Source organism: Micromonospora sp. R311 (assembly GCF_056780015.1).
Genome location: NZ_JBSWCE010000008.1, coordinates 169,995 through 182,865, shown reverse-complemented (window position 1 = coordinate 182,865; position 12,871 = coordinate 169,995). Strand labels below are relative to the sequence as shown.

Below are 12,871 nucleotides of genomic sequence, written 5' to 3'. Positions count from 1 at the left end.
CGATGACTGCACCCACTTTCACCACCCTGGTCAGCCGGTGGTACCAGGAGAACGCCCGGGACCTGCCGTGGCGCGGACCCGACGTGAGCCCGTGGGCGATCCTGGTCAGCGAGGTCATGCTCCAGCAGACCCCGGTGGCCCGGGTCGTCCCGGCCTGGCAGGCGTGGCTGGCGCGCTGGCCGGAGCCGGCCGCGCTGGCGGCGGACACCCCGGCCGAGGCGATCCGGATGTGGGGGCGGCTCGGCTACCCCCGCCGGGCGGTACGACTGCGTGAGTGCGCGGTGGCGATCGTGCAGCGGCACGGCGGCCGGGTGCCGGACCGGCTGGATCAGCTGCTGGCCCTGCCGGGCATCGGCACGTACACGGCCCGGGCGGTGGCCGCGTTCGCGTACGGTCAGCGGCACCCGGTGGTGGACACCAACGTCCGGAGGGTGGTCTCCCGGGCGGTGGCCGGCGAACCGGACGCCGGACCGGTGACCCGGCCCGCGGACCTGGTCGCCACCGAGGAGCTGCTGCCCGCCGAGCCGGCCGCCGCGGCGCTGGCCAGCGCGGCCTTCATGGAACTCGGCGCGGTCGTCTGCACCGCCCGCGCCCCCCGCTGCGACCGGTGCCCGGTCGAGTCGGCCTGCGCCTGGCGCGCCTCCGGCCAGGCCGCGCCGACCGGCCCGACCCGCCGCCCCCAGCGGTACGCGGGCACCGACCGCCAGGTCCGCGGGCTCCTGCTCGGGGTGCTGCGGGAGACCACCGGACCGGTCCCGCGCCAGCGGCTCGACCAGGTGTGGACGGACGACGCGCAGCGGTCCCGTGCGCTGGCCGGGCTGGTGCAGGACGGCCTCGTGGAGCCCGTCGGCGCCGACTCGTTCCGCCTCACCGGCGACGACCCGCTTCCCGTCCCCATCATCTGACCCGCCCGATGACCTGAGCCGGCGAGCGGGGCGAGCCGGGTGGGGCGAGGGGCAAGCGGGCCAGGCGCGGAGCGGGCCGGGCCGAGCGAGCCGAGCCGGACGCGGAGCGGGCCGGGCCGGGCGAGCCGAGCCGGGCGAGCCGAGCCGAGCGAACAAGCCAGCTTGGGCCAGGGCGAACCAGTCGGGCGGGGCGGGCCGGTGGTCGAGGGCGGGCGGGCGCCGGGGGTGGGTACGGTGGCTGGGCAAGCGGAAAGGGCGACGGCCCGGTGGCGGGTGCCACCGGGCCGTCGCCCTCGTGCTGTCGAGCCTTACTCGTCCGCGCCCGCGGCGGCGGTGCCGCCGAGGTCGGCCGGGACCGCGTCCGGCACTTCGACCGGCTTGTCGGCGCCCCGGAAGACGAGCTTGGACTTGTCGATGTTGCTCGGGTCGCCCTCGCAGTCCACCACCACGATCTGACCCGGGGTCAGCTCGTTGAAGAGGATCCGCTCGGAGAGGTTGTCCTCGATGTCGCGCTGGATCGTGCGACGCAGCGGACGCGCACCGAGCACCGGGTCGAAGCCCTTCTTCGCCAGGTACTTCTTGGCGTTGTCGGTCAGCTCCAGGCCCATGTCCTTGTTCCGCAGCTGCGTCTCGATCCGCGCGATCATGATGTCCACGATCGAGAGGATCTCCGACTCGCGCAGCTGGTGGAAGACGATGGTGTCGTCGATCCGGTTCAGGAACTCGGGCCGGAAGTGCTGCTTGAGCTCGTCGTTGACCTTCTGCTTCATCCGGTCGTAGTTGGACTCGGAGTCCTCCGACGCCTGGAAGCCGAGCGACACCGCCTTGGCCACGTCGCGCGTGCCCAGGTTGGTGGTCAGGATGATGACCGTGTTCTTGAAGTCCACGATCCGGCCCTGACCGTCGGTGAGCCGACCGTCCTCCAGGATCTGGAGCAGCGTGTTGAACACGTCCGGGTGGGCCTTCTCGATCTCGTCGAAGAGAACCACCGAGAACGGCCGACGCCGCACCTTCTCGGTCAGCTGCCCGCCCTCGTCATAGCCGACGTAGCCGGGAGGGGCACCCACCAGCCGGGAGACCGTGTAGCGGTCGTGGAACTCGGACATGTCCAGCTGGATGAGGGCGTCCTCGCTGCCGAACAGGAACTCGGCCAGCGCCTTGGAGAGCTCGGTCTTACCGACGCCGGACGGGCCGGCGAAGATGAACGAGCCCGAGGGACGCTTCGGGTCCTTCAGCCCGGCGCGGGTACGCCGGATCGCCTTGGACACCGCCTTGACCGCGTCCTCCTGGCCGATGACGCGCTTGTGCAGCTCGTCCTCCATGCGCAGCAGGCGCGAGGTCTCCTCCTCGGTCAGCTTGTAGACCGGGATGCCGGTCCAGTTGCCGAGCACCTCGGCGATCTGCTCGTCGTCGACCTCGCTGACGACGTCCAGGTCACCGGCCTTCCACTCCTTCTCCCGCTGGGCCTTCTGGCCGAGGAGCTGCTTCTCCTTGTCGCGCAGCTGGGCGGCGCGCTCGAAGTCCTGCGCGTCGATCGCGGACTCCTTGTCGCGGCGCACCTGGGCGATGCGCTCGTCGAAGTCGCGCAGGTCTGGCGGCGCGGTCATCCGGCGGATCCGCATCCGGGCACCGGCCTCGTCGATCAGGTCGATCGCCTTGTCCGGCAGGAAGCGGTCGGAGATGTACCTGTCGGCCAGAGTCGCGGCAGCCACGAGAGCCGCGTCCGTGATCGAAACCCGGTGGTGCGCCTCGTAGCGGTCGCGCAGCCCCTTGAGGATCTCGATGGTGTGGGCCAGCGACGGCTCACCCACCTGGATCGGCTGGAACCGGCGCTCGAGGGCGGCGTCCTTCTCCAGGTGCTTGCGGTATTCGTCGAGGGTGGTGGCGCCGATGGTCTGCAGCTCGCCACGGGCCAGCATCGGCTTGAGGATGCTCGCCGCGTCGATCGCGCCCTCGGCGGCACCCGCACCCACCAGGGTGTGGATCTCGTCGATGAACAGGATGATGTCGCCGCGGGTGCGGATCTCCTTGAGCACCTTCTTGAGGCGCTCCTCGAAGTCACCGCGGTAGCGGGAACCGGCGACCAGCGCACCGAGGTCGAGCGTGTAGAGCTGCTTGTCCTTCAGCGTCTCGGGCACCTCGCCCTTGATGATCTTCTGGGACAGCCCCTCCACCACGGCGGTCTTACCGACGCCGGGCTCACCGATCAGGACCGGGTTGTTCTTGGTACGGCGGGAGAGCACCTGCATGACCCGCTCGATTTCCTTCTCGCGCCCGATGACCGGGTCGAGCTTGCCCTCGCGGGCGGCCTGGGTCAGGTTGCGGCCGAACTGGTCCAGCACGAGGCTGGTCGACGGCGCGGCCTCGCCCGGCGCGGCGCCCGCCGCGGCCGGCTCCTTGCCCTGGTAGCCGGAGAGCAGCTGGATCACCTGCTGGCGGACCCGGTTGAGGTCCGCACCGAGCTTGACCAGCACCTGGGCGGCGACGCCCTCACCCTCGCGGATCAGACCGAGCAGGATGTGCTCCGTGCCGATGTAGTTGTGGCCGAGCTGCAGCGCCTCGCGCAGCGACAGCTCCAGCACCTTCTTGGCCCGCGGCGTGAACGGGATGTGCCCGCTCGGCGCCTGCTGGCCCTGGCCGATGATCTCCTCGACCTGCTGGCGGACGCCCTCGAGGGAGATGCCGAGGCTCTCCAGGGCCTTTGCCGCGACACCCTCACCCTCGTGGATCAGGCCCAGCAGGATGTGCTCCGTACCGATGTAGTTGTGGTTGAGCATCCGGGCCTCTTCCTGGGCCAGGACGACAACCCGTCGCGCTCGGTCGGTGAACCGCTCGAACATGCCCTCGTGCTCCTCACGTGCCGTGCGCCTTGATGGTCAAAGATCTTGGCGGGGCCGGTGCGCGGACGCCCGGGACGGGCGTCCTTGCCTCATTACTCTATCGCCGCGGACCGACTCAGCTGAGGTCGTGTGTCTCCGGCAGGAGCCGTGTACGCGTCGTTTTGCACAACCGTCCGCGCTCAGGAGGTGTTCCGGTACCCCCGGCGCTACGCGCAGAGCGAAATTCTCCTCGCCGTGCGACACCCTTCCGGACGGCCCGCGCGGGCCCCGATGGCACCCGCACGACCGGGTATGACGTCGGCGCGGCCGGCGCAGGAGGCCACCCGACTGTCATCCACAGGTTGTGGAAAACTTCTCCACCGGCTGTGGACAACGCCCGCCCCACCGGGATTCTTCCCGGCGGCGCCGGGTCCGGTTCGGCGCGACCCGGCGGTCCGGGCCGTCGCCGAGGAAACCAGCCCGTCCGGTTTGACGGTTATCGCGCATCCGGTCCCGGATGCGACGGATGGGCGGATACGGCGACGCCGGCCCGGAGTCGTGCTCCGGCCCGGCGTCGTGTCGCCCGGTGACTGCGGGGTCAGCGCGTGGCGTGGTACTCGTCGACGATCTCCTGGGGGATCCGGCCCCGGTCGGAGATGTCCTTGCCGGCCTTCTTGGCCCACTCCCGGATCGCCTTGTTCTGCTCCCGGTCGGCGGTGGCGCCGCCCCGGCCGCGCGCGGCCCGGCCGCCGACGACCACGCCGCCCCGGCCCACCTTGGTGCCGGCCGCGACGTACGGCGCGAATACCTCACGCAATTTCTCTGCGTTGGAACCGGACAGGTCGATCTCGTACTGAACGCCGTCGAGCGCGAACTTGACGGTCTCGTCAGCGTCCCCGCCGTCCAGGTCATCGACCAGCTTGTGAATGATCTGCTTGGCCACGTCCCACATTCCTTTCGAGCAGGGTGCACCTGCAAACTCGCAAGAACAATAGCCCGTACGACGCGCGCGGCGTCAATAGGATGCGGTATCGGTCCGGTCGAGGGTGTTGCGACTACTCCTGGCGCACCAACGGGAACAGGATCGTTTCCCGAATTCCCAGGCCGGTGAGCGCCATCAGCAGTCGGTCGATTCCCATTCCCATACCCCCGGCCGGCGGCATTCCGTACTCCATCGCGCGGAGGAAGTCCTCGTCGAGCCGCATGGCCTCGTCGTCGCCCCGGGCGGCGAGCTGCGCCTGGGCCACCAGCCGTTCCCGCTGCACCACCGGGTCGACCAGCTCGGAGTAGGCCGTGCCGAGCTCGAAGCCGAGGACGTAGAGGTCCCACTTCTCGGCCAGCCCCGGCTCGGTGCGGTGCGCGCGGGTCAGCGGGCTGGTCTCCTCCGGGTAGTCGCGGACGAAGGTGGGCGCCTGCAGGCCGGGGACGACCAACTCCTCGAAGAGCTCCTCGGCCAGCTTGCCGGGCCCCCACTTCGGGTCGACGGCGAGGTCGAGCTTGTCCGCGTATTCGACCAGCCGGGCCCGCTCGGTGCGCACCGTGACCTCTTCGCCGAGCGCCTCGGAAAGCGCCCCGTAGAGGGTCACCGAACGCCACTCGCCGCCCAGGTCGAACTCCCGCCCGTCGGCGTGGGTGACCACCGTCGAGCCGCCGACCGCGGTCGCCGCCCGCTGCACGAGATTGCGGGTCAGCTCGGCCATCGTGTCGTAGTCGCCGTACGCCTGGTAGGCCTCCAGCATCGCGAACTCCGGGGAGTGCGAAGAGTCGACGCCCTCATTACGGAAGTTGCGGTTGATCTCGAAGACGCGCTCGACACCACCGACCACGGCCCGCTTCAGAAACAGTTCCGGCGCGATTCGCAGATACAGATCGGTGTTGAGCGCATTGCTGTGGGTCACGAATGGGCGGGCCGCCGCGCCGCCGTGCAGCAACTGCAGCATCGGCGTCTCCACCTCGAGGTAACCCTGCTCGTGCAGGGAATCCCGGAGGCTGCGTACGGCCGCCGCCCGGGTGCGCACCATCTGCCGCGCCTGCGGGCGGACGATCAGGTCGACGTAGCGCTGCCGGACCCGGGCCTCCTCGCTGAGCGGCTTGTGCGCCACCGGCAACGGGCGCAGCGCCTTGGCGGTGACCGCCCACTGCTCGACCAGCACCGACAGCTCGCCCCGGCGGCTGGTGATCACCTCGCCGGTCACCCCGACGAGGTCGCCGAGGTCCACCAGGCGCTTCCAGTCCTCCAGCCGCTCCGGGCCGACCCGGTCGAGGGAGAGCATCGCCTGCAGCTCGGTGCCGTCACCGTCGCGCAGGGTGGCGAAGCAGAGCTTGCCGGTGTTCCGTACGAAGATCACCCGCCCGGTGACCGAGACCCGGTCGCCGGTCGCGGTGTCGGTGGGCAGGTCGGCGTAGCGCTCGCGGATCTGGGCCAGGGTGCTGGTCCGCGGGTAGCCGACCGGGTACGGCTCGACGCCGTCGGCGAGCATCCGGTCCCGCTTCTCCCGGCGGACCTTCATCTGCTCGGGAAGGTCGTCGGCGGGGTCGACTGGCACGGGCTTCTGCTCGGTCACGGCACGCTTCCTCAGGAGGAGATGTTCGGCGGGGTCAACCCCCGAGCGTACTCAAGCACCCAGTTGCCGGTTACCGGATAACCTGCCCGCCATGACCGACCCCACTCAAGCTCTCTCGTTCGGTGCCGTGGCGGCCGACTACGACCGGCTCCGGCCCCGCTATCCGCGGGAGGCGGTCCGCTGGGCACTCGACGGGTTGGGCCGGTCCGCCCGGGTAGTGGACCTGGGCGCCGGCACCGGCATCCTGAGCCGCGAGGTGCTGGCCCTCGGCCACCAGGTGGTGCCGGTGGAACCCGACCCCGGAATGCGGGCCCAGCTCGAGGCCGCGACCCCGGGCACCGTCGCCCTGGCGGGCAGCGCGGAGTCCGTACCGCTGCCCGACGGCGCGGCCGACGCGGTCGTCGTCGGCCAGGCGTACCACTGGTTCGACCGGGAACGGGCGCACCCGGAGATCGCCCGGGTGGTCCGCCCGGGGGGCGTCTTCGCGCCGATCTGGAACGTCCGGGACGAAGGGGTCGCCTGGGTGGCGGAGCTGAGCCGGATCGCCCACCTCGGCGACAACGCCGGGAACGTGACCGAGAAGTACGCCGACTTCGGCGCCGCCTTCGGCCCGGTCGAGCTGGGCGAGTTCACCCACGCGACCACGCTCACCCCCGACGGGGTGATCGGGCTGCTGCACACCCGCTCGTACTGGATCACCGCGCCGGCCGAGGAACAGGAGAAGATCGACCGGGACCTGCGGGAGCTCTTCGCCACCCACCCCGACCTGGCCGGGCGGGAGACCGTCGAGCTGCCGTACCGGACGCTGGTGTTCCGGTCCCGACGGCGCTGAACCACCGACCGCCGGATCAGACGTTGCGCTCGTAGACCATCCGCAGGCCGATGAGCGTGATCATCGGCTCGTGGTGGGTGATCGTCCGGCACTCGTTGATCACCAGCGAGGCCAGGCCGCCGGTGGCGATCACCGCCCGCACCTCGCCCAGCTCCTCGGTCATCCGCTCGACGATCCGGTCCACCTGGCCGGCGAAGCCGAAGTAGAGGCCGGACTGGAGGCACTCGACGGTGTTCTTGCCGATCACCGAGCGGGGCCGGGTGGCCTCGACCTTGCGCAGCTGGGCCGCGCGGGCGGCGAGCGCGTCGAAGGAGATCTCGATGCCGGGGGCGAAGGCGCCGCCGAGGAACTCGCCCCGGCCGCTGATCACGTCGAAGTTGGTGGTGGTGCCGAAGTCCACCACGATCGACGGCCCGCCGTAGAGGGTGTACGCGGCCAGCGTGTTCACCACCCGGTCGGCGCCCACCTCCTTGGGGTTGTCGATGGCGAGCTGCACCCCGGTCCGCACCCCGGGCTCGACGATCACGCTCGGCAGGTCCGCGTAGTAGCGGGACAGCATCGTGCGCAGCGAGCGCAGCGCGGCCGGCACGGTGGAGCAGGCGGCCACCCCGGTGATCTCGACGGCGTCCCCGGCGAGCAGCCCCCGGAACTTCAGCCCCAGCTCGTCCGCCGTCGACCGGGCATCGGTCTTGATCCGCCAGGAGTGCACCAGCTTGTCGCCGTCGAAGGTCGCCAGCACGGTGTTGGTGTTTCCGATGTCGATGCAGAGCAGCACGCACGCAGCCTAGACAACCAACGTACGGGCGGGCGCGCAGCGGCCGGCGAACCGTATCCTGAACGGCATCGCGACATGAACATAGGTCTATCCACGGCGGGGCCGGACGGGGAGCGGACATGTCGGGGATGTGGTGGGCGCGCGGGCGCAACACGTTGCGCCGGCGCCGCCGGCATGTGCTGGTGCTGGCCGCGCTGGCCGGCGGTGCGCTCTGGATGATCGTGCAGGCCTGGCGTTCCGGGCAGACCTTCCGCGGCGACCTCTACCTCAACGTCGGCGCCGCCCTGATCATGACGCTGCTGACCTACGTGGTGCTCAACCCGCTCTTCCGCGAGCTCCAGACGGTGAGCATCATCGAGCACCCCCGGCTGGACCGGGACGCGCTGATCGAACGGGTGGCCAACTCCCGGGAGATCGTCGCGATCCTGGAGACGTTCACCAGCATGCTGGAGGGGCCGTACACCAACCGGTTCCTCTCTGCGCTGCGGGTGGCGCTGGCCAACGGCGCGACGGTCCGGGTGCTGCTGCTCGACCCGGACTCGCCGGCGGTCCGGCTCCGCGCCGAGGAGCTGCGTCGCTCGGACGCGGCCATCGCGATCATGAACAACCTCTACCACTTCGGCCGGCTCCAGCAGCAGCTGCCGCCGGCCTCCCGGTCCCGGCTGCGGGTACGCCTCTACAGCACCGCGCCGTCGGTGCAGATGTACCGCTGGGACGACAAGGCGTACATCTCGTTCTTCCCGGTCAGCGGCAAGACCTTCGACGCCCAGCAGATCGAGGCGTTCGTCAACACCCCGCTCGGCGAGTTCGTGGACGACCGGTTCACCGAGCTGTGGGAGACGGCCCCGCTGCGCGACCTCGACTCCTGCCTGAGCCTGCAGCTCTGCCTGCGTCAGGACGGGCGGGACCTGGAGACCTGCGAGGCGCGCTACGTGCGGGTCGACGGCACCTGGTACATCGCCGGCAGCGACCTGGTCCGCAACGTGGCCCGGCACGGCCTGGCCGGGCTGAGCGTGGTGCTCCAGCGGCCGGAGGCCACCGGCCAGACCTTCACCCTGGGCGAGGCCGACGAGCTGGAGCCCGGCGTCTACCACCGGGCGCTCCAGCTCTTCCGGGCCAAGTACGGCCTGGACCACCGGGACGACACCGAGAGTCAGGTGATCTTCAACCTGGTCGGCCCGACCGCCCTGCCCGCCCGGGCGGCGGCCTGACCCGCGGAGGCTGAACGCACCACCCCGCCCGACCGGTGCCGCCGAGCCGACTCCGGCCACGCGCCGCGGCGTCACTCGGTGCGCAGGTCCATGGCGATGTCGAGGATGGGCGAGGAGTGGGTCAGCGCGCCGACCGAGAGGAAGTCGACGCCGGTCGCCGCGTACCGGGCGGCCACCGCCAGGGTCAGCCCGCCGGTCGCCTCCAGCTCGGCCCGGTCGCCGACGGCGGCGACCACCTCGGTCAGCGTCTCCGGCGTCATGTTGTCGCAGAGCAGGAAGCCGGCGCCGGCCTCGACCGCCTCCACCGCCTCGGCCAGCGTGGTCACCTCCACCTGCACCGGCACGTCCGGGAACGCCGCCCGGACCCGCTGGTACGCCGGGGTGATGCCGCCGGCCGCCAGCTTGTGGTTGTCCTTGATCATCGCGACGTCGTGCAGGCCCATCCGCTTGTTGGTGCCGCCGCCGGCGCGGACCGCGTACTTCTCCAGGGCGCGCAGGCCCGGGGTGGTCTTGCGGGTGTCGAGCACCATCGCCTTGGTGCCGGCCAGCGCGTCGGCCCAGGCCCGGGTGTGGGTGGCCACTCCGGACATCCGGCAGAGCAGGTTGAGCGCGGTGCGCTCGGCGGTGAGCAGCAGCCGGGTCGGGCCGGTCACGGTGGCCAGCACGTCGCCGCGGGCCACCCGCTGGCCGTCCCGGGCCACCGGCGACACCTCGACCGTACGCGCGCCGCCGGTCACCTCGCCCACCAGCTCGAACACCGCGGCCGCCACGGCCAGCCCGGCCACCACGCCGTCGGCGCGGGCCACCAGGTCGGCGGTGTCGTTCTGCTCGGCCGGGATGGTGGCGACGCTGGTGACGTCGAGGAAGTCCGGGCCCAGGTCCTCGACGAGGGCGTCCTCGACCACCCGGCGCACCCGGGCCGGGTCCAGGCCGGCCGCCCGCAACGCCCGCTCCGTCGACTCCGTCATCGCGTCTCCTCCCACTGCTGCGCCAACCGGCCCTGCGCCCCGATCGCGCCGACCAGGTGGCCCAGCCACCGCTCGTCGGCCGTCGGGAAGTCCTCCCGCCAGTGGCAACCCCGGGTCTCCCGGCGGGCGTACGCGGCGGCGACCAGCGTCGACGCCACGGTGACCAGGTTCGTCGCCTCCCAGTCGGCGGTGCGCGGGGTGCCCCGGCCGGAGCCGAGCTCGCCGAGGGTGGCCGCGGTCCCGGCCAGCGTCGCCGCCGAGCGGAGCACGCCGGCGCCCCGGGTCATCGCCCGTTGCAGGACCGGGGTCGTGGCGGCCGGCACCACCCAGCCCGCACCGCCGACCCAGGCGCCGGTCGGCGCCGGCTGCGCCTGCTCCGGCAGGCCGGTGGCGATGTGCTCGGCGATCCGCCGGGAGAAGACCAGCCCCTCCAGCAGCGAGTTGCTGGCCAGCCGGTTCGCGCCGTGCACGCCGGTGCAGGCGACCTCGCCGCAGGCGTACAGCCCGGGAATGGAGGTGCGGCCGTGCAGGTCGGTGCGGACGCCGCCGGAGGCGTAGTGGGCGGCCGGGGCGACCGGGATCAGGTCGACCGCCGGGTCGACCCCGATGGCCAGGCAGGACGCCACGATGGTGGGGAACCGCTTGGCCAGCCAGTCCCCGCCGAGGTGCCGGGCGTCGAGAAAGACGTGGTCGGCCCCGGTGGCCAGCAGCACCCGGTGGATGCCCTTGGCCACCACGTCGCGGGGCGCCAGCTCGGCCAGCTCGTGCTGGCCGACCATGAACCGCTTGCCGTCGGCGTCGACCAGGTGCGCGCCCTCGCCACGCAGCGCCTCGGAGACCAGCGGCTGCTGGGCGTGCCCGGCGCCGGGCACCCGGGCGTGCTCCGGCACGATCAGCGCGGTCGGGTGGAACTGGACGAACTCCACGTCGGTGACCGCCGCGCCGGCCCGCATGGCCAGCGCCACCCCGTCGCCGGTCGACACCGCGGGATTGGTGGTGGCCGCGAAGACCTGCCCCATCCCGCCGGTGGCCAGCACCACCGCCCGGGCCAGGATCGCGCCCACCCCGTCCTCGCTGCCCTCGCCGAGCACGTGCAGGGTGATCCCGCAGGCCGGGCCGAGCCCGTCGGGGCCGTCACCGGGCGCCCGGAGCAGGTCCAGCACCAGGGCGTGCTCGACCAGCCGGATCCACGGGTCGCGGCGCACCGCCGCGTGCAGCGCCCGCTGCACCTCGGCCCCGGTCGCGTCGCCGCCGGCGTGCACGATCCGGTTGGCCCGGTGCCCGCCCTCCCGGGTGAGCATCAGCGAACCGTCCGGGTTGCGGTCGAACTCGGCGCCGATCCGCATCAGCTCGCGCAGCCGGGTCGGTCCCTCCTCGACCAGCACCCGCACCGCGGCCGGGTCGCAGAGACCGACCCCGGCGACCTCGGTGTCCACGGCGTGCGCGGCCGGGGTGTCGTGCGGGTCGAGCACCGCGGCGATGCCGCCCTGCGCCCAACGGGTCGATCCCTCGTCGATGTTGACCTTCGTGACCACGGTGACGTGCAGCCCCGCCTCGCGCAGGTGCAGCGCGGCGGTGAGCCCGGCCACCCCGGAGCCGACCACGAGCACGTCGGTGGTCTCCACCCAGCCGGGCGCGGGCGCGGCCAGCAGCGAGGGGAGAGCCGGGAGGTCGACGGCCGGCAGGTCGACGGTCGGAAGGTCCATGCCCCCAGTCAACCCGAACGTTCCTCGCCCGGGGCGGCGGGGGCGGGACGAGTGGTTTGGGCTACGGCGTCCCGGCCCCGGCGGCACGAGTGGCGGTCGCCGGCTATCTCGTGCGCACCGGCAGGCCGGGCGGGCCGGCGCCCTTCAGCGAGCCGGTCACCGTACGGTCGCTGAGCCAGAGGTGGCAGCGGACCCCCCGGTCACCCACCCGCCACCGCCCGGCGCCCGGCGGGCGGACCACCACCCCGCTGCGGAAGCGCAGATCCGCGTCGTCCGGCACGCCGACGTACCGGGCGAGGACCGCGCGGCAGCCGGTGTAGAGCGGCGCCCAGTCGGCGTCCCGGGTCGGGTACGGCACGTCCGGCGCCCGCCACACCCCGACGAACTCGGCGTCGTGCCGGGTGGCGCAGTCCACCGGGAGCAGGGTCTGCACGCCGCCGCCCCGGCCGGACCGGGTCTGCTGGCAGCCCAGCCGCAGCGGGGACGGCCCCCGGAGCGCGTCCCGGAGGCTGCCGGTGCGGGTCACCACGGTGGCCGCCGCCTCGACCGTAGTCAGTTCCGACAGGTCGCAGCGGAACCAGCGGGAACCGGCCGCCCAGCCGGGGCCGGAGGGCACCGCCACCGCCAGCCGCAGCCGCCCGGCCCGCCACTCGTCGCCGACGTAGCCGGTGGCGCGGGCGTCGCACTCGGCGAACGCGCCACGCAACTCCGGCGATCCGCTGGCCGGCGGGGTCGCCCGCGCGGGCGGGAACGCGCCGACGTGCACGGTCTCCACCCGGTGCGGAGCGGCGCAGTCCACCGGCTGGTACGCCGACAGCGGCACCACGTCGGTGAAGTCGGCCTCGTGGCAGACCCCGGCCGCCGGGGTGAACGGCCCCGGCGGGGGCAGGGCGGCCCAGTCGTCGGCCAGATCTCCGTCCAGGCCGCCGGCGCCGGTGCAGCCGGTCAACAGGGCGGCCGTGACGACCGCCGCGAGCAGGGTGGTCATCGCACGGCGCATCCGCGGCCTCCCCCAGCCACCGACCGTCTTCCGACGGTGCGCTCAGGGTAACCAGTTATGACCGCCGGGTGACAGACCGGAGGCGCGGTCG

General features: G+C 72.5%; 10 protein-coding genes. 3 read left to right on the top strand and 7 right to left on the bottom strand.

Features of this window, described 5'->3' with window-relative positions; all coding sequences use genetic code 11:
- Window positions 1-2 precede the first annotated feature (2 nt).
- Window positions 3-905: an HhH-GPD family protein gene (locus AC1WTP_RS09270; RefSeq protein ID WP_481648798.1), complete on the top strand. Its 903-nt coding sequence runs from the start codon at window positions 3-5 to the stop codon at window positions 903-905.
- Window positions 906-1,213: 308 nt separating this feature from the next.
- Here the strand turns inward: AC1WTP_RS09270 and AC1WTP_RS09265 are convergent, their stop codons facing one another.
- The 3 genes from AC1WTP_RS09265 to lysS all read right to left on the bottom strand — a co-directional run bounded on the left by AC1WTP_RS09265 (window position 1,214) and on the right by lysS (window position 6,288).
- Complete coding sequence (locus AC1WTP_RS09265; RefSeq protein WP_481648797.1) at window positions 1,214-3,745, bottom strand: ATP-dependent Clp protease ATP-binding subunit; 2,532 nt, start codon at window positions 3,743-3,745, stop codon at window positions 1,214-1,216.
- Between the two features lie 577 nt (window positions 3,746-4,322).
- Entirely contained in the window at window positions 4,323-4,667 is a 345-nt protein-coding gene (locus AC1WTP_RS09260) for a histone-like nucleoid-structuring protein Lsr2 (RefSeq protein ID WP_481648796.1), read from the bottom strand.
- A 112-nt stretch (window positions 4,668-4,779) separates the two neighbouring features.
- Window positions 4,780-6,288 (bottom strand): lysine--tRNA ligase, encoded by a 1,509-nt coding sequence (gene lysS / locus AC1WTP_RS09255; RefSeq protein ID WP_481648795.1) that lies wholly within the window; start codon window positions 6,286-6,288, stop codon window positions 4,780-4,782.
- 91 nt (window positions 6,289-6,379) lie between these two features.
- On the opposite strand from lysS, the gene AC1WTP_RS09250 reads away from it, so the two are divergent.
- Window positions 6,380-7,120 carry a class I SAM-dependent methyltransferase gene (locus tag AC1WTP_RS09250; RefSeq protein WP_481648794.1) on the top strand — a complete coding sequence of 247 codons (741 nt, stop codon included), beginning with the start codon at window positions 6,380-6,382 and terminating at the stop codon, window positions 7,118-7,120.
- Between the two features lie 16 nt (window positions 7,121-7,136).
- Here AC1WTP_RS09250 and AC1WTP_RS09245 read toward each other — a convergent pair whose 3' ends face one another.
- On the bottom strand, window positions 7,137-7,895 hold the full coding sequence (locus tag AC1WTP_RS09245) for a type III pantothenate kinase (protein ID WP_302920649.1): 759 nt from the start codon (window positions 7,893-7,895) through the stop codon (window positions 7,137-7,139).
- 119 nt (window positions 7,896-8,014) lie between these two features.
- On the opposite strand from AC1WTP_RS09245, the gene AC1WTP_RS09240 reads away from it, so the two are divergent.
- Window positions 8,015-9,106 (top strand): hypothetical protein, encoded by a 1,092-nt coding sequence (locus AC1WTP_RS09240; protein WP_481648793.1) that lies wholly within the window; start codon window positions 8,015-8,017, stop codon window positions 9,104-9,106.
- Window positions 9,107-9,177: 71 nt separating this feature from the next.
- On the opposite strand, the gene nadC is transcribed toward AC1WTP_RS09240, so the two are convergent.
- From nadC to AC1WTP_RS09225, 3 genes are all read right to left on the bottom strand, one after another.
- Entirely contained in the window at window positions 9,178-10,074 is an 897-nt protein-coding gene (gene nadC / locus AC1WTP_RS09235) for a carboxylating nicotinate-nucleotide diphosphorylase (RefSeq protein ID WP_481648792.1), read from the bottom strand.
- Window positions 10,071-11,780 carry an L-aspartate oxidase gene (locus tag AC1WTP_RS09230; protein ID WP_481648791.1) on the bottom strand — a complete coding sequence of 570 codons (1,710 nt, stop codon included), beginning with the start codon at window positions 11,778-11,780 and terminating at the stop codon, window positions 10,071-10,073. The genes nadC and AC1WTP_RS09230 overlap by 4 nt, the downstream gene beginning before the upstream one ends.
- 103 nt (window positions 11,781-11,883) lie before the next feature.
- Window positions 11,884-12,780 carry a septum formation family protein gene (locus AC1WTP_RS09225; protein ID WP_481648790.1) on the bottom strand — a complete coding sequence of 299 codons (897 nt, stop codon included), beginning with the start codon at window positions 12,778-12,780 and terminating at the stop codon, window positions 11,884-11,886.
- Window positions 12,781-12,871: the final 91 nt, after the last annotated feature.

Coding starts and splice junctions, on each gene's coding strand:
- AC1WTP_RS09270 (WP_481648798.1), top strand. CDS start 3: ATGACTGCACCCACTTTCACCACCCTGGTCAGCCGGTGGTACCAGGAG.
- AC1WTP_RS09265 (WP_481648797.1), bottom strand. CDS start 3,745: ATGTTCGAGCGGTTCACCGACCGAGCGCGACGGGTTGTCGTCCTGGCC.
- AC1WTP_RS09250 (WP_481648794.1), top strand. CDS start 6,380: ATGACCGACCCCACTCAAGCTCTCTCGTTCGGTGCCGTGGCGGCCGAC.
- AC1WTP_RS09240 (WP_481648793.1), top strand. CDS start 8,015: ATGTCGGGGATGTGGTGGGCGCGCGGGCGCAACACGTTGCGCCGGCGC.
- nadC (WP_481648792.1), bottom strand. CDS start 10,074: ATGACGGAGTCGACGGAGCGGGCGTTGCGGGCGGCCGGCCTGGACCCG.
- AC1WTP_RS09230 (WP_481648791.1), bottom strand. CDS start 11,780: ATGGACCTTCCGACCGTCGACCTGCCGGCCGTCGACCTCCCGGCTCTC.
- AC1WTP_RS09225 (WP_481648790.1), bottom strand. CDS start 12,780: ATGCGCCGTGCGATGACCACCCTGCTCGCGGCGGTCGTCACGGCCGCC.